Origin of the sequence: Sulfurimonas sp. (assembly GCF_016744025.1) — a bacterium.
Taxonomy (GTDB): domain Bacteria; phylum Campylobacterota; class Campylobacteria; order Campylobacterales; family Sulfurimonadaceae; genus Sulfurimonas.
In genome coordinates this window covers 1-20017 of sequence record NZ_JADGFC010000037.1, presented here as the reverse complement: position 1 = coordinate 20017, position 20017 = coordinate 1, and the positions used below count along the sequence as shown (strand labels likewise).

Genomic DNA, 20017 nt, shown 5'->3' with positions numbered 1-20017 from the left:
CTATAAATATGATTAAAATCATTTTTTAGCTTTCATTTGATTTACGAAATATAATAAATATATAATATTAACATATATGAGTATATTTATTATAACATCTATAGATATTAAAATGTATATTAATAAATTATGCAAGATATAACATTATTTTAGGTATAATCGCGAAAATTTTTCACATAAACTTAGAAGTATTTGATGCTTCTTTACAAAGTTTGAAAATTATCTATGGAGAAGTATTAATGCAAAAGATTAGAAACATCGCAGTTATTGCCCATGTTGACCACGGTAAAACTACATTAGTTGATGGACTACTAGAACAGTCAGGTACATTTGGTGCTCACGAAGCACATGATGAAAGAGCTATGGATAGTAATGATTTAGAAAAAGAACGTGGTATTACGATTCTTTCAAAGAATACAGCTATTCGTTATAAAGATCACAAAATTAACATTATTGATACACCAGGTCACGCTGACTTCGGTGGTGAAGTTGAACGTGTTCTTAAGATGGTTGATGGTGTTTTAATCCTTGTTGATGCTTATGAAGGTGTTATGCCTCAAACTAAGTTTGTTTGTAAGAAGATGCTAGCACTTGGTAAAATGCCAATTGTTGTAATCAATAAAATTGATAAGCCTTCTGCTGATTGTGATCGTGTTGCTGATGAGATGTTTGACCTTTTCGCAGATATGAATGCTACAGATGAGCAACAAGATTTTCCTATTATTTATGCTGCTGCTCGTGATGGTATCGCTAAACTAGATATGGCTGATCCTGATGGAGACTTCGGATGTATTTTTGAAACAATTTTAAGTCATGTTCCAGAACCAGAAGGAGATGCTGCTAACCCACTTCAATCACAAGTTTTTACACTTGATTATGATAACTATGTAGGTAAAATCGGTATTTCTCGTATCTTTAATGGTACTGTAAATAAAGGTGACAACATTATGCTTGCAAAAGCTGATGGCGAACTTGTTAAGGGTAAAATCTCTAAACTAATTGGTTTCCATGGTCTTAATCGTATGGAAATTGAACAAGCTGAAGCAGGTGACATCGTTGCATTTGCTGGTATGGAAACTGTTGACGTTGGTGATACTGTTTGTGATCCTGTTAATCCTGTAGCACTTGACCCAATGCACGTTGAAGAACCAACTCTTACAGTTGTATTTGCTGTTAATGATTCTCCACTAGCAGGTAAAGAAGGTAAGCACGTAACAAGTAATAAGCTTCGTGAGCGTTTAGAGTTTGAAATGAACACTAACGTTGCAATGAGACTTGAAGTTGTTGGTGAAGGTAAGTTTAAAGTTTCAGGTCGTGGTGAACTTCAAATTACTGTACTTGCTGAAAATATGCGTCGTGAAAACTTTGAGTTCTCAATCTCTCGTCCAGAAGTTATTGTTAAAGAAGTTGAAGGTGTTAAGTGTGAGCCATTTGAGCATTTAGTTATTGATGTTCCTGAAGATTTATCTGGTGGTGTTATTGAGCGTCTTGGTAAAAGAAAAGCTGAAATGAAATCAATGCTTCCAATGGGTTCAGGTTTCCAAAGAATCGAGTTTGAAATTCCAGCTCGTGCTCTTATTGGTTTCCGTGGTCAATTCCTAACAGATACTAAAGGTGAGGGTGTTATGAATCATTCTTTCTTAGAATTCCGTCCATATAGTGGTAGTGTTGATTCTCGCTCTTACGGTGCTCTTGTTTCTATGACTCCAGGTTCTACTTTAGCATTCTCACTATTTGGTATTCAAGACCGTGGTGTTCTTTTCATCGGTGTTCAAACTGAAGTATACGAAGGTATGATTATTGGTGAACATTCACGTCAAAATGACTTAGTTGTTAATCCTATTAAAGGTAAAGCTCAGTCAAATGTTCGTTCGTCTGGTGCTGATGAAGCTATTAAGCTTATTCCACCTCGTGACATGTCATTAGAGCGTGCTCTAGAGTGGATTGAAGATGATGAACTTCTTGAAGTTACTCCTAAATCAGTTCGTATTCGTAAAAGATTTTTAACTGAAAACGAAAGAAAGAGAAATTCTCGCAAGTAGAGTCTTCTCTCTTGCATATACATATAAATATGTATATGCAAGAACTTTTTATCTAAAACACTTCATTTCCCCCCCCCCTTTTATTTACTAACATTCTAAACTTTATTACTAACAAAGTCAATATATTCTTTTTATTATATGATAATGACTATCAATATAATAATACTTTAAGCTTATAAAGTATAGAATTCTAATAACAATTATCAAAAAGGAGTTTAAATGTCTATTTTACTTATTGGTGGTGATAAGGTTAATAATATAACTGAGTTACTAAAGTCACTTGGAGCAACGAAAACAACTCATTGGGATTCAAGAAAAAATTCTACTTCACATAAAAAGATACCTGCTAATACAGATGCAGTGATTATGTTAACTGATTTTTTAAAACACAATTCTATGAGTTATTTTAAAAAATCAGCTAAAAAACAGAGTATTCCTTTGATATGTACACGTAGAGGTTGTGCTAGTGTAGAGGCAGAATTTAGCAAGTTTATGGAGGAAAAAAATGTTTGAGTTAAATAATAAACAATCTATTAAAAGGTTTACAGGCAAGCCTTGTTAGTAAATCTAAATATATAATGTTAAGGAGTTAAATGAAATAAAGAAAAAATAAAATATATATGAATGCACTTTAAGGGTGTTATATTTTTATATATCTATGAAGAGTTAGATTTAAAAATCTATCTGGTATATAATGTAATTAAAAAAAATTCTAGTAATAAATTTTCAAATAGACCTACCTACTATATGATAGTAAGTAGGTCTATTCCTCTTCTAATATTAAGTTAAATACTTTTTATTAAATCTTAACTTTTTGCAAATACTTAGTCATATCTTCTATTGAGAGCGGATGTGAATAGAGATAACCTTGGATAAATCTACAACCATTCTCTAATATAAAATTTCTCTGCTCATTACTCTCTACACCCTCCGCAATAACTTTTAGGTTTAAACTATCACAAAGACTGATAATAGTTTTTGTAATCGCTGCATCTTCAGTATCTAAGGGTAAGTCTTTTATAAATGATCTGTCAATTTTTAGTTTATTTATAGGAAGTCTTTTGAGGTAAGCTAGTGAAGAGTATCCTCTCCCAAAATCATCAATTGCAATTGATATTCCCATATTACTTATTTTTTGTAGAGTTTCTATAGAAGATTCAGGGTTACTCATAATCTGGGTTTCTGTTAGCTCAAATTCTATATTATTGTATGAGCAGTCTTCATAATCAAGAATATTTTCAACAAACTCTACAAAATCATCTTCTTCAAGTTGTTTAATTGCAAGGTTTAGAGCAAGTTTTCCAGGATTTAGACCAGCTTCATTCCATTTTTTAAATTGAGTAAGTGCTTTTTTCATTACTATTCTATCTAACTCAACTATCATATCTGTGCTTTCAGCAAGAGGAATAAATTTATCTGGATATATAAGTCCCATTGTAGGATGCTCCCATCTAACAAGAGCTTCCATTCCAACTAATTTATCCTCTTTAGAATTCATTTGAGGTTGGAAATATACAACTAGTTCATCTTCTTCAAGTGCTTTTCTAAAAAGACTCTCTCAAAAGCTCTTTCAGTCATTGCCTCATCATAGAAACAATATGTATTTCTTCCATCACCCTTAGCCTTATACATAGCTGCATCTGCATTTTTTAAAAGTGTTGAAGCTGTATTTCCATCATTTGGATAGACTGAAACACCTATACTCATACTTACATATAATATTTGTCCATCTATTTGCATTGGCTCTTTTAGAGTTTGCATCTCACCCGTGATAATATCTGAGATATTTTTTATATCTGTAATATCATTAAGTATGATACAAAACTCATCTCCACCAAGTCTTGATAGAGTGTCGGATTTTCTCATATCCTTTTTCATTCTACGGCTTACTTCAACTAAAACTTTATCGCCTATGTCATGACCTAAAGAGTCATTTATCTCTTTAAAATTATCTAAGTCTATAAAAAGTATGGCTACTTTATTATTATATCTTTGTGCTAAGTTTATTGATTGTTGAAGTCTATCCATAAATAAGATTCGGTTTGGTAGGTCAGTTAGTGAGTCATGGTTAGCTTGGTATTCTAACTGCTCTCTTTGTTTATCAAGTATTTTAAGACTTTTTTTAAAGTCTAGTTGTATTTTTTTAAGATTTGTTATATCACGACCAGTCCCGACTGTTCCGATGACATTGTTATCTATGTCATAAAAAGGTGCTTTAAATACTTCTAAGTATAATAGCTCACCTTTTATATTTCCATATTCTTCAAATTTCATAGCTTTTTTATTAGTAATTACATCATCATCACTAGTAAGACACAAGCCACCAAATGTATGCCAATCTGGTTTGTCTTTATTTGCCTCTATTTCTCTTAACCCAAAAAAAGAATCATTTTTCCCTATTGGTTCTTGAGTGTCTTTTGCCATTAAAAGACCATCACAAATTGCTTTATTTGCATAAAGGTAATTACCCTTTATATCTTTAACCCACAACATATCTGGGAGTTGTTGGGTTAAAAGTTTTAATAATTCTGAGTTGTGGTCTTTAAGGTCTAATAGTTTAAATGGCATATACTATCCTCTACATATATTAAATATAGATTCTACAACAATTATTTTAAATTAAACTATTTTTATATTACAGTGTTATTAAAATCTTTTCTTATAACCATGGCAATATGGTAAAGAACCTTTTTTATCGTAATAGTTCTGATGACCTTCATCTGCTTTATAAAATTCTTTTTTATCAAATATCTTTGTTACTACATCAAAACCATTTTTTTCAAGCTGAGCTATAAGTTTACGAATTGTATTTTTCTCATTTTCATTGTTTACAAAAATAGCTGATAAATACTGTGAACCTATATCTGGACCTTGACCATTTGTTTGAGTTGGATCATGAATTTCAAAGAAAGTTTTTGCAACTTGCTCATATGATACTTTACTTTTATCATAGATAACTTCAACAGCTTCTAAGTGACCAGTTTTTCCACTTACAACATCATAGTAACCAGGATTTTTAACATGTCCACCCATAAAACCTGAGTGTACTTCTTTTACACCATCTAGTTTTTCTAAGTAGTACTCAACTCCCCAAAAACAACCACCTGCAAAATATGCATAACTCATTGTATCATCCTTAGCATCTGGAGTTGTATCTAGTTTTAATGAGATAGAGTTTATACAGTGTCTAGTATTTTTATCAGTAAATCCTTCACCTTCAAAAACATGACCTAAGTGCCCACCACAGTTTGCACATACTATTTCTACTCGTCTTCCATCAGCATCTGGAATTCTTTTTACAGCACCTTTTATAGCATCGTCAAAACTTGGCCATCCACAATTTGAGTCGAACTTGTCGTTTGATTTATAAAGTGGATTGTCACAAATCTTACATGTGTAAGTTCCATTTGATTTTTCACTGACATATTTACCTGTGTAAGGTGACTCTGTACCTTTGTGAATAAGTACATTTTTTTCTGCTTCACTAAGTTGATCTATTTTTCCCTTCCAGGGCTTTAAATCCATTGCATTCATAGTAGTAATTAATAGCATGAAAGATAGAAACATTTTCATACTTATCTCCTTTTATTTTATTTGTCCGATAAAGGAACACGTCCCTTTATCTTCACTTACGCCGTTGAGGCGACTAAAGTTAGTATATATGTTTATTATAAGGACTTTAGGATTAAACAAACTCATTAAAATAAGTTACGATTCTTTCTTCAAGCCAGTATTTAGGTTTTAAGAGACTCCCCTCTATAAAACCTACATGTCCACCATGTTTAGATACTTCAAGTTTTACATACTCTGATAGTTCATCTTTAGAGGGAAGTATTTTTGGTGTAGTAAAAGGATCATCAAGAGAGTGAATAACAAGTGTGTTAGTTTGTATATGTTTTAAAAACTGTTTCGAGCTTGATTTTTTATAGTAATCTTTTGCAGATGCAAAGCCGTGAATGGGAGCAGTATAAGCGTTATCAAACTCGTAAAATGTAGATAAGTTTTTAACATCTTTTTTATCTAAGTTAATTAGAGATTTCATGTCGTGCATCTCATACTTTAACTCAAGTGATTTATTTAAATCTTTTAGAAGTAGATGCTGGTAAAGTCTTGAAAAACCACTGTTCATTTTCTCTGAACAAACATCTAATTGAAGTGGTGCAGATACAGAAACAGCGGCTGTAAATGAAGATAAACTTCCAGTTTCTCCGAGTAGCTTGAGTAAAACATTGCCTCCTAAAGAGTACCCAACTCCAAAGATTTTAGAGTCATTATATTTTTCTATCAGACTCTTTATAAACTCCATTGCATCATCAGTTTTACCGCTGTGGTAAGAGTTTGGCTTTTTATTCATAATGCCAGAAGAGCTACGAAAATGTACAACTACACTGTCATATCCATTTTTGTGTAACTCACTCATAGTCCCTTGTATATATGGTGACTTATAAGAACCCGTGAGTCCATGAAATAGTAAAACAATGGGTTTGTTCCTTGTTTTATCTCTTTTGTTATACCAGTAACACTCTATAAAATCACCATCACTAAGTTCAAATTTTTCTATGTCAAAGCTGTGAGTAGGAATTTTTCTAAATAGAGATGAATAAAGAGTTTGGACATGTTTGTTTTTTAGTAAAAAAGAAGGTTTAAATAACTTGTTCATAATGAAATAATATCTAAAGTTTATGAAAAGAAAATATTGAGATGATATAATCATAGAATTAATAAAAATTGGTAGGTTGTTATGAAAAGAAAAAATATATATAATCCAAATTCAACAGAAAATGTAAATGACAGAAAAGTATTTGGTGGAGACCCAACAGGTATTTTTGAGTTAAATAACATCAAGTATCAGTGGGCATACAATCTTTGGGAAGTGATGCTAAATAACACTTGGTTCCCAAAAGAAGTTGATATGACTCGTGATGTTAACGACTACAAAAATTTAACTGAAAATGAAAAGACAGCTTATGATAAAGCACTTTCACAATTAATCTTTATGGACTCATTACAAACTAACAACCTTATTGATAATGTTAATCCATATGTAACTTCTCCAGAGATTAATCTAATTTTAGTTCGTCAATCATTTGAAGAAGCACTTCATTCACAATCTTACGCCGTAATGGTTGATAGCATCTCAACAAATTCTGAAGAAATTTATGAGCTTTGGCGACGTGATATGATGCTAAAAAACAAGAATGATGCAATCGCATCTGTATATCAAGAGCTTGCGGCCAACCCTACTGAGCACAACTTTGTAAAAGCTTGTTTTGCAAATCAAATCTTAGAAGGCATTTACTTTTATAGTGGATTTACTTACATCTATACTCTTGCTCGTTCAGGTAAGATGCTAGGAAGTGCACAGATGATTCGTTTTATCCAAAGAGACGAAGTTACTCACCTTGTACTTTTCCAAAACCTTATCAATACTCTTAGAAAAGAGAGACCAGACCTTTTTACAGATAAGTTAAAAGAAGAAGTAATCGCCATGTTTAAAGAGGCAGTTAAGCTAGAGAGTGAATGGGGTAAATATATTACTCAAGGTCAAATTCTTGGACTTACGGATGATATTGTAGTTGAGTACATTAAATTCTTAGCAGATGAAAGACTTAATGCTGTTGGATTTGAGAAACTTTACAATGTCCAAAATCCAATCAAATGGGTTGATGACTTTGCAAAATTTAATGATCAAAAAACTAACTTCTTTGAAGGAACTGTAACTAACTACTCAAAAGGTAGTCTTAGTTTCGATGACGACTTTTAGTCCTTCTTTTTTATTCTTACCCAGAAATTATTTTCTGGGTTTATTTCCCTTAATCCCCCACTACACAACTGAATCAGATATAATTACAATCTAAATTCATTTTTGGAGAATATTATTAATATTAATAACACAAATAATGAGAATGAGTATAAACTATGCTCTCTTCTTTTTGATACATTTACCCCTGATTATGAATCTAACTTACAAACACTACTTGGGCTTATAGATAAAACTTCAAAAAAGTCTATTATTGTTGCTCCAGAATTATGTCTAACCGGTTTTGACTATAAAAATTTTGATGAAGTACAAAAGTTCGCAGATATAGCAAATGAAGCAATAAAAAAAGCATCACAAGAAAAGATAATAATTTTTACCATGATTGATAAACTTGATGGAGAAGTTTTTAACTTTGTAAAAGTTTTTCACAATGGAGAGATTATTCATCAAAGAGCTAAATCGAGATTGTTTCGTTTTGGTGATGAGCATAAATATATGAGTGAAGGTAGTGATGATTCTATTGAGATAGTAGAGGTTGATGGTATTAAAATAGGGATTCTTATCTGTTTTGAACTTCGTTTTAAAAATCTTTGGCAAAAACTAGAAAGCTCAGACATCATAGCTATACCTTCATGGTGGGGAGTTTTAAGAACTGAACATTTTGTAACTCTAACAGAGTCTCTTGCAATTATGAATCAATGTTATGTTGTTACAAGTGATTCTCTCAACGATAAATGTAGTAAAATGAGTGGAATTATTACTCCTCAGGGTAAAGCACAAAGAAACGGGAATAAGCCTTGCTTAGAAGTACAATATAGTAAAAAAGAAATAAGTGTTATGAGAAAATATTTGAATGTGGGAATAAAATAACTTGGATAGAATTACAGCGACAAAAACAGCAAGACTAGCAAACGAGTGTCACCAAAAATTTAACCTTTGTAGTGAAGTACAACAGGCTATAGCTAACACAAATAGAGAGAAGTTTGTACCAACTGGTTTTAAGCATAATGCTTACAAACTAGATGCACTTCCTATGGGTTCAGCTCAGTGGATAAGTTCTCCTCTTACAGTTGCTAAGATGACTCAGTATCTTGAGCCAAAAGGTGCAGATAGAGTTTTAGAAATTGGTTGTGGGAGTGGTTATCAAGCAGCAGTTCTCTCGCATCTATTTCGAGGTGTTTTTACAATAGAACGTATTGAATCACTTATGTTAGAAGCAAAATCACGCTTTAGAGAATTAAAAATCAATAATGTTCATACAAGAACAGATGATGGTCAAAATGGTTGGGTACAGTATGCTCCATATGATAGAATTTTATTCTCTGCATCTACAAAAAAAGTCCCTCAAAAACTATTCGATCAGTTGGCAGATGGTGGAATACTTGTCGCTCCTATGGAAGTAGCTAACAAACAAATCATAACTAGTTTTAAAAAAAGGGGTAGCTCTATTGAATCAACCCAACTAGAAGCTTGTGACTTCGTACCAGTACTCGATGGAGTACAAAAGTAGTAAATCCTATATATTAATATCTCTATTATAATTTGTTAGTTAAAATTTATTAGAGATAAAGTAATAAAAGGGAAATAAAATGATTAGAAAAAGTTTGATTATTGCTTTAATAGCAATAGTGACATTGTTACAAGCGGATTATATTGTTAAGTACAATATGGATGGCGAAATAATGGAGTTTATGTATAAAAACTCGACTACATCTAAAATGCTTACTAATTCTGAAGATGGAAAAGTAGAGATTTATCATATAAAGAAAAACTCTTATCTTGTTTCACATGGTGAAGATGGTGTAAATAGTAGTAGATGTTAATGAGATGAAAGCCAAAGCTAAAGAGATGGGTTTTGATCCATCTTTATTTATGCAGAAACAAGAAAAGCCAAAATTTACAATCAAAAAAACAGGTAAAAGAGTAAATGTTGGCGGTATCAAAGGTGAAGAGTGGATTGTCAAGGGTAAACAAGACGGTAAAAACTATGAGTCAAAAGTAGTAGTTACCAGTGATAAAAATGTTGTAAAGACTATGCGTGCTATGTTTAGTTCTATGTCTGATATGACTGGTGGTATGGTTTCAGGTGATAATCCTTTTGAGATGAAAAAGGGTTATGTTGTTATTAAAGCTGATGGAATGAAACTAGAGTCATTTAAGAGTAAAAGTCTATCAAGCAATGTTTATAAACTACCCAAGGTTACAAACACTAGAGAAGCATTTAATGAGAGAAACAAAAGAAGTGATCAACCTAGAAAGTCAACAAAGAAAAGAGTTGTTGCTAAGGATACTTTAGCTTGTTATGACAACCTTTGTTGTGGAAAAGTTGCCGGTGAATCAGTGGTTTTAAAACCTGCAATCTATAAAAACAAGGGAGGTACTGGAAGCTTTATAGTTGACAGTGCTACATGTAAAAAGAATGCACTTGGTCAAACAACTGAGGTTGTGATAATTGAAGATTCTGCCACAGGACACTTGATACATCTAAAGCTTATTTTAAATGATAAAAGTAAGGGTATAGTACAGAAATTAATTGACGATCAGACTGATTATGCTGGAAATGACAGCACTATTGTTAGACAAGAACAGCTTAATATTGGTGGGAGCAAAGCTATGTATATTCACTCAAGAAATACAAATCAACAGAGAATGGATGTATATCTACCAAACAATGCAACTCTAAGTATGGCGCGAATGCATAAAGATGACTGGGCAAGAAGTTTTCAAGGATGGGCAGAAAAAGGTTGGATATTTTACTCTGATTTAAAACAAAATGTGAAAAACTGGAATCCATCAAAACCAATTCCTGCTAAAAAAGCTTCAAACTACACTTCTAGAGCTAGTCATAAAAAAGCAAAAGTAGAAGAAGTTCAAGAAGTAGAGGAAGATTCTGGCATCTCTGACAATGATGTAGATAAAGCAGTCGACTTACTTAAGAGCTTCTTTTAAAAAAAAAGCGCTAAAGCCTATGTGTTGATATTTCATATAAAGTTTAATAAAGAGGGCTACGCTTTAGATATGCAAATAGATAAAAAAACTCAGCTGAAGGAATAGTTGAAAATACAAAGAAGAAAGAGTAGAAGCCCTTGAAATACTTGGAAAGATTATTATTCAAGATATTCGTAAAAATGACTACTTTGGAAAGTTAAGTGAAGATGAGTATGTTATAGTTACATAAAATACTTCTTTATGTGTAGCGGTGACTCTTGCAGAAAAAATCTCTCAACATTCCTCATCTGAGAAAATTATTTACTCTAGTATGGAATACTTCGTTGGTGTTACTCAGGCAGAAGAGATTAGAAAAACTAGAAGAAGCACTCTCACGCACATATGCTAGCGATAGAGATACAATAGAAATAGAAGTTTAAAAAGGTAATAGATGAAACAATATTTATTGTTGCTTATTTTAGCAGCAACTCTTTTTTCTTCAACTGAGTTTGAAGACGCGTATAAACTATATAAAGAAAAAAAGTTTGAACAAGCATTTGTACTTTTTAGTAACTTAGCTGAAGAAGGAGACAACGACGCAGCTTACATCTTAGGAAACATGTATGAACATGGAGAAGGTTGTGAAGCAAATCCTGAAATTTCAGACATATGGTATAAAATTTCTTCAACAGGTTACTACCATGATACAAAATACAACACTTCAAGACACCTTGATAAACAACAGAAAAAACTTTATGAAACTATTAGTAAATCTGAAAATACTCAGACACAAGATACTATAAGACAAATTACCCAATCTCTTTATAGCCTAAAAGCATACAAAGCAAACTACTTTTTACCAGTTAGTTACCGTTTTAATGGACCTGATACGACAACTGGTGAACATGAAAACCAAAAAATGGAAACAGAGTTTCAAGTGAGTATAAAGTTTGACTTTGAAGCTAACTTATTTGATTTAAATGAAATATATTCAGTTGCTTATACTCAAAAATCTTTTTGGCAAGTATATGCTGACTCTGCTTATTTTAGAGAAACAAACTACAACCCTGAATTTAGTGTAACAATCCCAACTGCAGAGTTAAGTGATGCAAAGTTTATAAAGTCTGTAAAACTATCACTAGAGCATGAGTCAAATGGTAGAGGCGGAGTTGAGGAGAGATCATGGAACTCTTTAAATTCTACATTCCAAGTTCAATATAAAGCAATTTTTGCAGAGTTAAAGCTTTGGTATAGACTTCCTGATAATTTTGACTATAACCCAGACTTGATAGACTATATGGGATATGGGCATTTACAACTAATGTTGCCATATGAAAAGCATCTTTTTAAATTACTTTTTAGACATAATTTTGTTGACGCTGGTGCAATCGAGGCTAATTATAGCTACCCAATGTTTGGAAGAAAAGATCTATTCTTATATGTGAAAGCTTTTAGTGGTTATGGTGAGAGTTTGATTGATTATGATACTTATGTAAATAAAGCAGGCATTGGATTTAGTCTTTCAAGATAGCATTGGATCTAACACAGAGTTATTAACTCTTTAAAAGTTAATTATTGTAAAATAACAATAATTTAAATTAGGGCAAAAGTTATGGAAAATATGTACGGCATTGAATATTCTCAACCAGAGGTAGTTTTACTTCAAGACACTGGAATTGGTGTAGCTGAAACAGCAGCAAGAACTTGTTACGATTCATTTTCAAACTCTGAAAACGAAGTTATAAACTATATTGAAGATAATATACCAGATGCCAAGATGTGTGATGATATAAACGAAATAGAAGAGTCAAGCCTTTTAGGGGATTTATCTTGGACATACTTCCACCATAGCATCTTAGAACATGCAAACCTTAGCTTTTTAGTTCGTGGGACTTCAAGAGGGGTTTTACAAGAACATGCTCGTCATCGTATTCAAGCCATAAGTGTTAGAAGTACTCGTTATACAATGAGCTCAATTATTAATGCTTTCGTTGCATCTGCGGGAAACAGAGAGTTTTTTATAGAAAAAATCTTAGCTTTTGATATGTTTGTAACTTGTGATGAAGCTTATAATAGACTTGAGATATCAGCTATGTTTGATAAGTTAGCTTATCAGCAGACAAAAGTAGAAAACTTTAAAGAGATATCTATAGCAAAAAGCTCACTTGGATTTTTAGAAGAGTTCAAAGGTGATTCTCAAGCAATGTTTGATGCCCTTCAAGCTGGTAAAAAGAAGCGTAATGTTGGAGATGCTTTTAAGCATATTATTACGGACAATGTAAAAGTAGATATGGTTGTAACATTTAATCTTAGAAGTTTAAAAAACTACTTTACTCTTAGAGATAGCGGTGCGGCATTTTTTCAAATCCGTTGGCTAGCGCAAGAGATGATGAGAGTTACTCCAAGTAAATATCTAAATCTTATAGTAAAAAAGAAGTAAATTATGTACAAATATTTTTTAGCAATACTACTTATGTTTAGTGGGTGTTCAAACTTTACAATAAATGCAACTATGTGTGATCAGATAGCATCTGAGCCTAATGCAATCATACCTCAAGAGTGTAGAGCATATGATGAAAAAGAAGCGCAAAAAGCATTTGATAAAATAAAAACAAAAGTAGAGAGTAAAGAAGATATCGTAGAGTTTAACAAAGAGTAGCCGTGAATTCAATCAAGGCTATTTCTCTAAATTTACTTATACCTCTTTTTATAACAGCTGTTTTTGCTATTGTTATTCACTATACTCATAAAATACCAAATATACTTTTTGACATAGTTCCATATCTTTTTTATGGACTAAGTCTTCTTATTATCTGGGTTTCATGGCACTTTAACCGCAATAGATTTATCTTTGTAATTATCCCTATTATTCTTTTGCATCTAGGTTTTGAATACTTTAGTGCTAAAGGTGCATCTTTTCTATTCCTATATATTTCTATGCTTTTCCCATTGCATCTACTTATCTTTTTAGTTTTAAAAGAGAGAGGACTCTTCTCTTTATGGGGAGCACTGAAAGTTGGATTTTTTGCTTTAGAGATTATGCTCGTTTTATATCTTATTTATTATCCAGATGCAAGCATACTAAAGTATCTGAAGTTGAAACTATTTGCTGCTAACTTTTACCCTCTTAAGGATGTATCAGTTGCAATAGGCATTTTTGTTTTCTTTGTAATGAGTGCTTTACTTATGTTTGGAAGATACCTAATGTATAGCAGTACATTTTTAAGTCTGCTTTTGACTTTTTATCTAGGACTCTATTTTTTAAAAACTCCACATGCTACAGAAGTGTCCTTTTTAGCCTTTTCAATTATTATATTTATCCTTCTTATTCGTGAGTCATATAGACTTGCTTTTTATGATGAACTAACCTCTCTTCCTGGTCGTAGAGCCTTAGTAGAAGATATGGCGAAACTGGGAAGAAAGTACTCTTTGGCAATGTGTGATATAGACTTCTTTAAAAAGTTTAATGACACTTATGGACATGATACTGGTGATGAAGTTCTAAAAATGGTAGCTTCAAAGTTCTTAGAAGTAAGTGGCGGTGGTAAGGCTTATAGATATGGTGGAGAAGAGTTTGTGATTTTATTTCCATCTAAAGAGAGCTCTGAATCGTTTACTCACGTGGATGCACTAAGACAAGCAATAGCAACTACAGGATTTAGTGTTAGAAATAAAAAAACTACTAAAAAGATATTTATAAACGTATCAGCGGGAGTAACACAAAACAGCCAAAAAGATAAAGATCCTTTTGCTGTTATGAAGCGAGCAGATAATGCCCTTTACAAGGCTAAAAAAGCGGGAAGAAACCAAGTTATAAAAGCTTGATTTGGTATAATTTGAAAAAATAATTAAAAATATAAGGAAAATTTATGAGTTTAGAAAAAGAGTTAGAAGCAAGAAGTGGTGGTATTTGTGAACTATGTGGAAGTGGTGAAGGTCTAAGTGCAATGGAAGTTGCACCTTCAAACTCAAGTAGTGAGCAGTCTATATATGTATGTTCTACATGTTTAACGCAAATTCAAAATCCTGATTCTATGGATGAAAACCATTTTAACTGCCTTAATGACAGCATGTGGAGTGAAACTCCAGCGGTTGCTGTTGTATCTTACCGTATTTTAAATGCTCTTGGTCGTCAAGACTTAGTAGATATGATGTATATGGAAGAAGATGTAAAAACATGGGCAGATGCAGTATTACCTGATGAAAATGCTTTAGTTTACAAAGATTCAAATGGTGTTACTCTTGCATCTGGAGACACAGTTGTAATCACAAAAGACTTAGATGTTAAAGGTACAACTTTTATCGCTAAGAGAGGAACAGCAGTAAGAAGTATCTCTCTTGTTCACGGTAATGCAGAGTTGATTGAAGGACGTGTTAACGGCGTTAAAATTCAAATCCTTACTAAGTATCTTAAAAAATCATAAAAAACTATAAACAAAGATGAAATAATGCAAGCAAACCATAGATTCCATGATATAGACAAAGATTTTAGAAATCCTTTTGCAAGAGACAGAGACCGTATTATTCACTCTGGAAGTTTTAGAAAACTTGAGTATAAAACGCAAGTTTTTCTAAATCAGGAGGGAGACTTCTTTCGTACTCGTTTGACTCACTCTATAGAAGTTTCACAAATTGCACGCTCTATAACTTCGCATCTTGGTTTGAATGAGTCTTTAGCAGAAGCTATAGCTCTTGCTCACGATTTGGGACATACTCCTTTTGGCCATATTGGTGGAGATACTTTAGATGAGTGTCTTAAAGAAGATGGTTTTAAAAATGGCTTTGAGCATAATTTTCAAAGTTTTAGAGTTGTCTCAGCTTTAGAGAAAAGATATAAAAGCTTTGATGGACTAAACCTTACTTTTGCAACATTAGAGGGTATTTTGAAACACTCATATCCATATAAAAAGAATTTTTTACCATCATGGATTGATGAGAAGTTTAATCTTGAGACACATCCATCCATAGAAGCTATGGTTGTTGATCGTGCAGACGAGATAGCTTATATGAGTCATGACATTGATGATGGCATAAACTCTGGTCTGATAAGCTTTGATGACCTTAAAGAGAGTGCTTTAATACAAGAAATATTACTTAAGGTTGAAGCTGAGGGTATCCGTGAAGATGAAGAAGAAATGTTTCGTTACCGTTTTAGTTCGCATCTTATAAACCATCTTGTTTACTCTCTTTTAGACTACTCTAAAAATAAGATAGATAACACTTCTATACTTAGTTCAAGTCTTAGTTGCAGTACTCAAATACCTGTAGGTTTTTCACCTGAGTTAGAGACAAATATCAAAAAGCTTAAAAAACTACTCTTCAATAAATTATATCAACATAAAGATATAGTTGTTAAAATGTTTGCAGGAAAGCAAGCAATAAAGGGACTTTACAGTGCCCTTATGGAAGAAGACAAGATGCTACCAAAGTTTTACTATGAACAATTAAATAGAAGAAAAAAACATAGAGTTGTAGCTGATTGTATTGCTCATATGAGTGATAGATATGCTTTTAGTTTTTATAATGAAATGTTTGGAAAGTTATAAAATAGATTTATTTGAGTTTAAAAATGGAAAAAGGTAGTTTTTTGAAGGAAATAAACAAAGCCCGAGGGCTTTAGTTTATTATAGGCGTGATTCGTAACGTCTCATCATATAAAGACGTTTAAGCATTTTCTTACGAGAAGCTATTTTGAATTTCTTACGCTTTTCAGTTTCCGTTTCATGGAAACGGCGAGCACGAGCTTCAGTAACGATTAAGTTACGGTCAGTCTGCTTCTTGAAACGGCGGTAAGATGCATCAAAATTATCATCTGAACGAAGTACTATTCCTGGCATATCACATCACCCACTTTCTTATAAAATTTTGGAACGGAATTATAACATAATCTTTGTGTATTACATAATTTCATTTTTAATATGGTGTATTTAGCCTAAATCATGCTAAATGTTGAAATTTATTAGTGAATATTGATTCATATCAATTCAGTATCTTTCTAAATAGGATAAACTTTATCCGATTTAAAATATTAGAGCGTAATGCGTTCTTACCAAAGGAAACAAAATGAAAACAATCATTTTATTAATCACGTTAACATTAGGTGCTCTTCAAGCTGACAACATAGTAACTTACGATATTCAAGATACACAAAAACCGATTAACAAACCTAATCACCCAAGCACAGAAATATACTAACTATATAAATCTGATTTTATTCTTCCAAAATAGACTCTTAGGAGTCTATTTAATTATAACCCTTCTCAAATTTAAACTTTTATCATATAAAAATAATTAGTTACAAAAGCAATTTTCTTATTATATATCTTTATCTTAGAATATTGATAATTAAAATCATTAAAGAGATAAGATGGCAAAGAAAGCATGTAGTAATTTAAAATGTATAAAAAACTCAGAGTGTGCCCGTCATGAAGCATGGTTAAAAGATGAAAAAAACTTCACAACATTTAAAGGCACAAAGAAAAAGGGTTGTGGCAAGTTTATACAAAAAAAGTAAGTATATTATAGATATAATCCCTTTATGATTAACCAAGACTCCATAGAAGCCCTAAAAGCAAGACTTGATATTGTTGATGTTGTAGGCTCATATGTGGAGCTGAAAAAAGCAGGTGCAAACTATAAAGCACCATGCCCTTTTCATGATGAAAAATCACCATCTTTTGTTGTAAGCCCTTCTAAGGGAATTTATCATTGTTTTGGTTGTGGTGCTGGTGGTGATAGCATTAAGTTTATAATGGAATATGAAAAACTTAACTATCCTGAAGCACTTGAAAAACTAGCAGATAACTATAACTTTACACTTAGTTATTCAGATAACAAACATAACAAGCCCAGATCACAAGTTATGGATAAACTAAATGAATGGTATCAAAACCTTCTTACTTCAAAACAGAGTGCAAGCCAATATATAAAAGAACGTGGAATCTACGATAGCAGTGTAGAAAAATTTGGAATCGGTTACGCTCCTGATTCTAACTCTACAGTTAACTATATAAAGTCTCAACAGTTTAGTATAAAAGAAGCTGTAGATATGGGTGTTGTTGGTCATGATAGTGGTAGAAGTTTTGCTAGATTTATCGAAAGAATTACTTTTCCTATTCACTCAGCTAATGGCTCAATTGTTGGTTTTGGTGGTAGAACTATTACCGGTCATCAGGCAAAATATGTAAACTCTCCTGAAACTGCATTTTTTAATAAGTCACGTCTTTTATATGCCTACCATCAGGCCAAACAAACAATACATAAAACAAAAGAGATAATTATAACAGAGGGTTATCTTGATGTTATTATGCTTCATCAAGCTGGATTTACAAATGCTGTAGCAACTTTGGGAACTGCACTTACAGCTGAGCATCTTCCTCTTCTTAGAAAGGGTGAGCCTAGAGTTGTTATGGCTTACGATGGAGATAAAGCTGGACGAGCAGCAGCTCTAAAAGCATCTAGGATTTTAAGTACAGGTGGTTTTAACGGTGGTGTTGTTATTTTTGGAGATGGATTAGACCCTGCTGATATGGTAAATAATGGAGCCGTAGAAGAGTTAGCAACTATGTTTAGAGATTCAAAGCCTTTTATAGAATTTGTTTTAGAAGAGACACTCTCCCTTTATGACCTACGTGATCCAAAAGCAAAAGAATCATGTATGCAAGAAGGTATTGCTTATTTGAAAACTCTTTCTCCTCTTCTTCAAGAAGAGTATAAAACATTCTTAGCATCACGTTTAGGTGGTTTAGGAGTTAGTCCATCTCTTGTGAAATTTGGACAAGCACCAACTGATAAAAATGCTCCACTTATGCAAAAAAACAGTCATAAAGATATGTGGGAACTTAGTCTTATTAAAACAGTTTTAGAACATCCTGAGTTAATAGATCAGATGCTAGATGCACTTGACCCTTCATTATTACAGTTTCATTCTAGAGAATTTATATTATCTCTGCAAGGAAAAAATGACGAACCTTCTATTATGGCAATAGCAGTTGATGATCAGATAAAACCACTTAAAGATGAAGAATCTCTAAAAGCTGAACTCATCACATTTTTAACTAAACACTACGAAAGAGAGTTAAGAAAGGTAAATATGCAGACTTCAATATCTTTTGAGCAAAAGGCTTTTCATATACGAAAGTTTCGTGGCAAAATTTCAAAACTAAAACGAGGCGAACTAGTATCTTTTAAAGATTAAAAAACTCTTGTAAGTAAAAAAGGAAACAGATGAAAGCAATAGCACTCTTTAGCGGTGGACTAGACTCAACACTAGCAATGAAGCTGATAATAGACCAAGGAATAGAGGTTCTTGCTGTAAATATTTCAACAGGTTTTGGAAGTACTAAAGATAGACTAGAACATATGCAAAATATGTGTTATCAAGTAGGAGCAGAACTTAAAATTATTGATATTCAGAGTGAGTTTTTGCAAGAGGTATTGTTTGATCCAAAGCATGGTTATGGAAAAAATTTCAATCCTTGTATAGATTGTCATGCTAAGATGTTTGCAGTTGCAAAAAGAATCATGCAAGAAGAAGATGCAAGCTTTTTAGTTAGTGGCGAAGTTATGGGACAGCGTCCTATGAGTCAAAATAAGGATGCACTTCAAACAGTTTTAAATGAGTCTAACTGTAATGGACTACTTCTTCGTCCAATGTCAGCGAAGATGCTAACTCCTACCATAGCTGAGACAAATGGTTGGGTAGATAGAGAGAAGTTAGAAGGCATTACTGGAAGAAGTCGTGATAGACAATTAGAGCTTGCACGTGAGATAGGCCTTGATGATTTTGAATCTCCTGGTGGAGGTTGTCTTTTGACGGATGAAAATTTTGCTAAAAAAATGCATGACTTTATCAAGTATGATAAATTTGAAGTAAGAGATATCCCTGTTATAAAGTATGGACGTCATCTTCGTTTAAGCGATGGTGCTAAACTAGTAGTAGGAAGAAATAAAGACGAAAATGCTCACTTGTTAAATATAAAAAATGATAAGTTTTTTCATGCAAAAACTATAGGAATACCGGGTCCTCATTCACTTTTAAGTAAAGATGCAAGTGACCTAGATAAAGAGTTAGCAACAAAGATAATACTTAGTTACACAAAAGCAGACCCTTGTAAAACTTTTTTAATTACTTATGATGATCTTGAATTAGAAGGTTCAGCATTTCAAACACGTGAAGAAGCTAACAAGTTTAATATTTTATAATATTTTTAGATATACTAATACTATATAAAATTAAGGAATTTTAAAATGGCTGGTATTCATTTTCAATTTGAAGATTTTAAAC

The 20017-nt window shown here is 32.4% G+C and carries 22 protein-coding genes; 17 read left to right on the top strand and 5 right to left on the bottom strand.

What is annotated here, in order from left to right; translation table 11 throughout:
- Window positions 1-239: 239 nt before the first annotated feature.
- Together typA and QZZ48_RS07255 are read left to right on the top strand one after the other, a co-directional pair.
- Window positions 240-2042, top strand: a complete 1803-nt coding sequence (gene typA, locus QZZ48_RS07260) for a translational GTPase TypA (RefSeq protein WP_294963737.1) — start codon at window positions 240-242, stop codon at window positions 2040-2042.
- A gap of 219 nt (window positions 2043-2261) precedes the next feature.
- Window positions 2262-2555 carry a DUF2325 domain-containing protein gene (locus tag QZZ48_RS07255; RefSeq protein WP_294963734.1) on the top strand — a complete coding sequence of 98 codons (294 nt, stop codon included), beginning with the start codon at window positions 2262-2264 and terminating at the stop codon, window positions 2553-2555.
- Between the two features lie 286 nt (window positions 2556-2841).
- On the opposite strand, the gene QZZ48_RS07250 is transcribed toward QZZ48_RS07255, so the two are convergent.
- The 4 genes from QZZ48_RS07250 to QZZ48_RS07235 all read right to left on the bottom strand — a co-directional run bounded on the left by QZZ48_RS07250 (window position 2842) and on the right by QZZ48_RS07235 (window position 6702).
- Complete coding sequence (locus tag QZZ48_RS07250; protein ID WP_294963731.1) at window positions 2842-3540, bottom strand: EAL domain-containing protein; 699 nt, start codon at window positions 3538-3540, stop codon at window positions 2842-2844.
- A 20-nt stretch (window positions 3541-3560) separates the two neighbouring features.
- Complete coding sequence (locus tag QZZ48_RS07245) at window positions 3561-4610, bottom strand: GGDEF domain-containing protein (RefSeq protein ID WP_294963728.1); 1050 nt, start codon at window positions 4608-4610, stop codon at window positions 3561-3563.
- A 78-nt stretch (window positions 4611-4688) separates the two neighbouring features.
- Window positions 4689-5540, bottom strand: a complete 852-nt coding sequence (locus QZZ48_RS07240; RefSeq protein ID WP_294963739.1) for a bifunctional methionine sulfoxide reductase B/A protein — start codon at window positions 5538-5540, stop codon at window positions 4689-4691.
- 187 nt (window positions 5541-5727) lie between these two features.
- Window positions 5728-6702, bottom strand: coding sequence for a hydrolase (locus tag QZZ48_RS07235; RefSeq protein ID WP_294963725.1), 975 nt, complete (start codon window positions 6700-6702; stop codon window positions 5728-5730).
- Window positions 6703-6783: 81 nt separating this feature from the next.
- Here QZZ48_RS07235 and QZZ48_RS07230 point away from each other — a divergent pair, with 81 nt between their 5' ends.
- The 11 genes from QZZ48_RS07230 (at window position 6784) to QZZ48_RS07180 (ending at window position 16277) form a co-directional block, all read left to right on the top strand.
- Window positions 6784-7806 (top strand): ribonucleotide-diphosphate reductase subunit beta, encoded by a 1023-nt coding sequence (locus tag QZZ48_RS07230; protein ID WP_294963722.1) that lies wholly within the window; start codon window positions 6784-6786, stop codon window positions 7804-7806.
- Between the two features lie 102 nt (window positions 7807-7908).
- Window positions 7909-8673 carry a carbon-nitrogen hydrolase family protein gene (locus QZZ48_RS07225; RefSeq protein WP_294963721.1) on the top strand — a complete coding sequence of 255 codons (765 nt, stop codon included), beginning with the start codon at window positions 7909-7911 and terminating at the stop codon, window positions 8671-8673.
- Window position 8674: 1 nt separating this feature from the next.
- Window positions 8675-9313: a protein-L-isoaspartate(D-aspartate) O-methyltransferase gene (locus tag QZZ48_RS07220; RefSeq protein ID WP_294963718.1), complete on the top strand. Its 639-nt coding sequence runs from the start codon at window positions 8675-8677 to the stop codon at window positions 9311-9313.
- Window positions 9314-9392: 79 nt separating this feature from the next.
- Entirely contained in the window at window positions 9393-9626 is a 234-nt protein-coding gene (locus tag QZZ48_RS07215; RefSeq protein ID WP_294963715.1) for a hypothetical protein, read from the top strand.
- Between the two features lie 4 nt (window positions 9627-9630).
- Window positions 9631-10752, top strand: coding sequence for a hypothetical protein (locus QZZ48_RS07210; protein ID WP_294963712.1), 1122 nt, complete (start codon window positions 9631-9633; stop codon window positions 10750-10752).
- Window positions 10753-11182: 430 nt separating this feature from the next.
- A complete protein-coding gene (locus tag QZZ48_RS07205; protein WP_294963709.1) occupies window positions 11183-12262 on the top strand; it encodes a phospholipase A in 1080 nt (359 codons plus the stop codon).
- Between the two features lie 81 nt (window positions 12263-12343).
- Entirely contained in the window at window positions 12344-13171 is an 828-nt protein-coding gene (locus QZZ48_RS07200) for an FAD-dependent thymidylate synthase (protein WP_294963707.1), read from the top strand.
- 3 nt (window positions 13172-13174) lie between these two features.
- On the top strand, window positions 13175-13390 hold the full coding sequence (locus QZZ48_RS07195; RefSeq protein WP_294963704.1) for a hypothetical protein: 216 nt from the start codon (window positions 13175-13177) through the stop codon (window positions 13388-13390).
- Between the two features lie 2 nt (window positions 13391-13392).
- Window positions 13393-14556 (top strand): GGDEF domain-containing protein, encoded by a 1164-nt coding sequence (locus QZZ48_RS07190; RefSeq protein WP_294963702.1) that lies wholly within the window; start codon window positions 13393-13395, stop codon window positions 14554-14556.
- A 44-nt stretch (window positions 14557-14600) separates the two neighbouring features.
- Entirely contained in the window at window positions 14601-15155 is a 555-nt protein-coding gene (locus QZZ48_RS07185) for an alkylphosphonate utilization protein (RefSeq protein WP_294963699.1), read from the top strand.
- 24 nt (window positions 15156-15179) lie between these two features.
- A complete protein-coding gene (locus QZZ48_RS07180) occupies window positions 15180-16277 on the top strand; it encodes a deoxyguanosinetriphosphate triphosphohydrolase (RefSeq protein WP_294963696.1) in 1098 nt (365 codons plus the stop codon).
- Between the two features lie 78 nt (window positions 16278-16355).
- Here QZZ48_RS07180 and rpsU read toward each other — a convergent pair whose 3' ends face one another.
- Window positions 16356-16568, bottom strand: coding sequence for a 30S ribosomal protein S21 (gene rpsU / locus QZZ48_RS07175; RefSeq protein WP_008340937.1), 213 nt, complete (start codon window positions 16566-16568; stop codon window positions 16356-16358).
- Window positions 16569-16794: 226 nt separating this feature from the next.
- Between rpsU and QZZ48_RS07170 the strand changes: the two genes are divergently transcribed.
- The 4 genes from QZZ48_RS07170 (at window position 16795) to QZZ48_RS07155 (ending at window position 19935) form a co-directional block, all read left to right on the top strand.
- On the top strand, window positions 16795-16926 hold the full coding sequence (locus QZZ48_RS07170; RefSeq protein ID WP_294963692.1) for a hypothetical protein: 132 nt from the start codon (window positions 16795-16797) through the stop codon (window positions 16924-16926).
- A 172-nt stretch (window positions 16927-17098) separates the two neighbouring features.
- A complete protein-coding gene (locus QZZ48_RS07165) occupies window positions 17099-17245 on the top strand; it encodes a hypothetical protein (RefSeq protein ID WP_294963689.1) in 147 nt (48 codons plus the stop codon).
- 24 nt (window positions 17246-17269) lie between these two features.
- The gene (dnaG, locus tag QZZ48_RS07160; RefSeq protein ID WP_294963686.1) at window positions 17270-18928 is read left to right on the top strand and encodes a DNA primase; all 1659 of its coding nucleotides are present in this window, start codon (window positions 17270-17272) and stop codon (window positions 18926-18928) included.
- Between the two features lie 29 nt (window positions 18929-18957).
- Complete coding sequence (locus tag QZZ48_RS07155) at window positions 18958-19935, top strand: argininosuccinate synthase domain-containing protein (RefSeq protein ID WP_294963684.1); 978 nt, start codon at window positions 18958-18960, stop codon at window positions 19933-19935.
- Window positions 19936-20017 lie beyond the last annotated feature (82 nt).

Bases quoted from the DNA above. Each gene is read 5' to 3' on its own strand.
- typA (WP_294963737.1), top strand. From the start codon at position 240: ATGCAAAAGATTAGAAACATCGCAGTTATTGCCCATGTTGACCACGGT.
- QZZ48_RS07255 (WP_294963734.1), top strand. From the start codon at position 2,262: ATGTCTATTTTACTTATTGGTGGTGATAAGGTTAATAATATAACTGAG.
- QZZ48_RS07250 (WP_294963731.1), bottom strand. From the start codon at position 3,540: ATGAATTCTAAAGAGGATAAATTAGTTGGAATGGAAGCTCTTGTTAGA.
- QZZ48_RS07245 (WP_294963728.1), bottom strand. From the start codon at position 4,610: ATGCCATTTAAACTATTAGACCTTAAAGACCACAACTCAGAATTATTA.
- QZZ48_RS07235 (WP_294963725.1), bottom strand. From the start codon at position 6,702: ATGAACAAGTTATTTAAACCTTCTTTTTTACTAAAAAACAAACATGTC.
- QZZ48_RS07230 (WP_294963722.1), top strand. From the start codon at position 6,784: ATGAAAAGAAAAAATATATATAATCCAAATTCAACAGAAAATGTAAAT.
- QZZ48_RS07215 (WP_294963715.1), top strand. From the start codon at position 9,393: ATGATTAGAAAAAGTTTGATTATTGCTTTAATAGCAATAGTGACATTG.
- QZZ48_RS07210 (WP_294963712.1), top strand. From the start codon at position 9,631: ATGAAAGCCAAAGCTAAAGAGATGGGTTTTGATCCATCTTTATTTATG.
- QZZ48_RS07205 (WP_294963709.1), top strand. From the start codon at position 11,183: ATGAAACAATATTTATTGTTGCTTATTTTAGCAGCAACTCTTTTTTCT.
- QZZ48_RS07200 (WP_294963707.1), top strand. From the start codon at position 12,344: ATGGAAAATATGTACGGCATTGAATATTCTCAACCAGAGGTAGTTTTA.
- QZZ48_RS07195 (WP_294963704.1), top strand. From the start codon at position 13,175: ATGTACAAATATTTTTTAGCAATACTACTTATGTTTAGTGGGTGTTCA.
- QZZ48_RS07185 (WP_294963699.1), top strand. From the start codon at position 14,601: ATGAGTTTAGAAAAAGAGTTAGAAGCAAGAAGTGGTGGTATTTGTGAA.
- QZZ48_RS07180 (WP_294963696.1), top strand. From the start codon at position 15,180: ATGCAAGCAAACCATAGATTCCATGATATAGACAAAGATTTTAGAAAT.
- rpsU (WP_008340937.1), bottom strand. From the start codon at position 16,568: ATGCCAGGAATAGTACTTCGTTCAGATGATAATTTTGATGCATCTTAC.
- QZZ48_RS07170 (WP_294963692.1), top strand. From the start codon at position 16,795: ATGAAAACAATCATTTTATTAATCACGTTAACATTAGGTGCTCTTCAA.
- QZZ48_RS07165 (WP_294963689.1), top strand. From the start codon at position 17,099: ATGGCAAAGAAAGCATGTAGTAATTTAAAATGTATAAAAAACTCAGAG.
- dnaG (WP_294963686.1), top strand. From the start codon at position 17,270: ATGATTAACCAAGACTCCATAGAAGCCCTAAAAGCAAGACTTGATATT.
- QZZ48_RS07155 (WP_294963684.1), top strand. From the start codon at position 18,958: ATGAAAGCAATAGCACTCTTTAGCGGTGGACTAGACTCAACACTAGCA.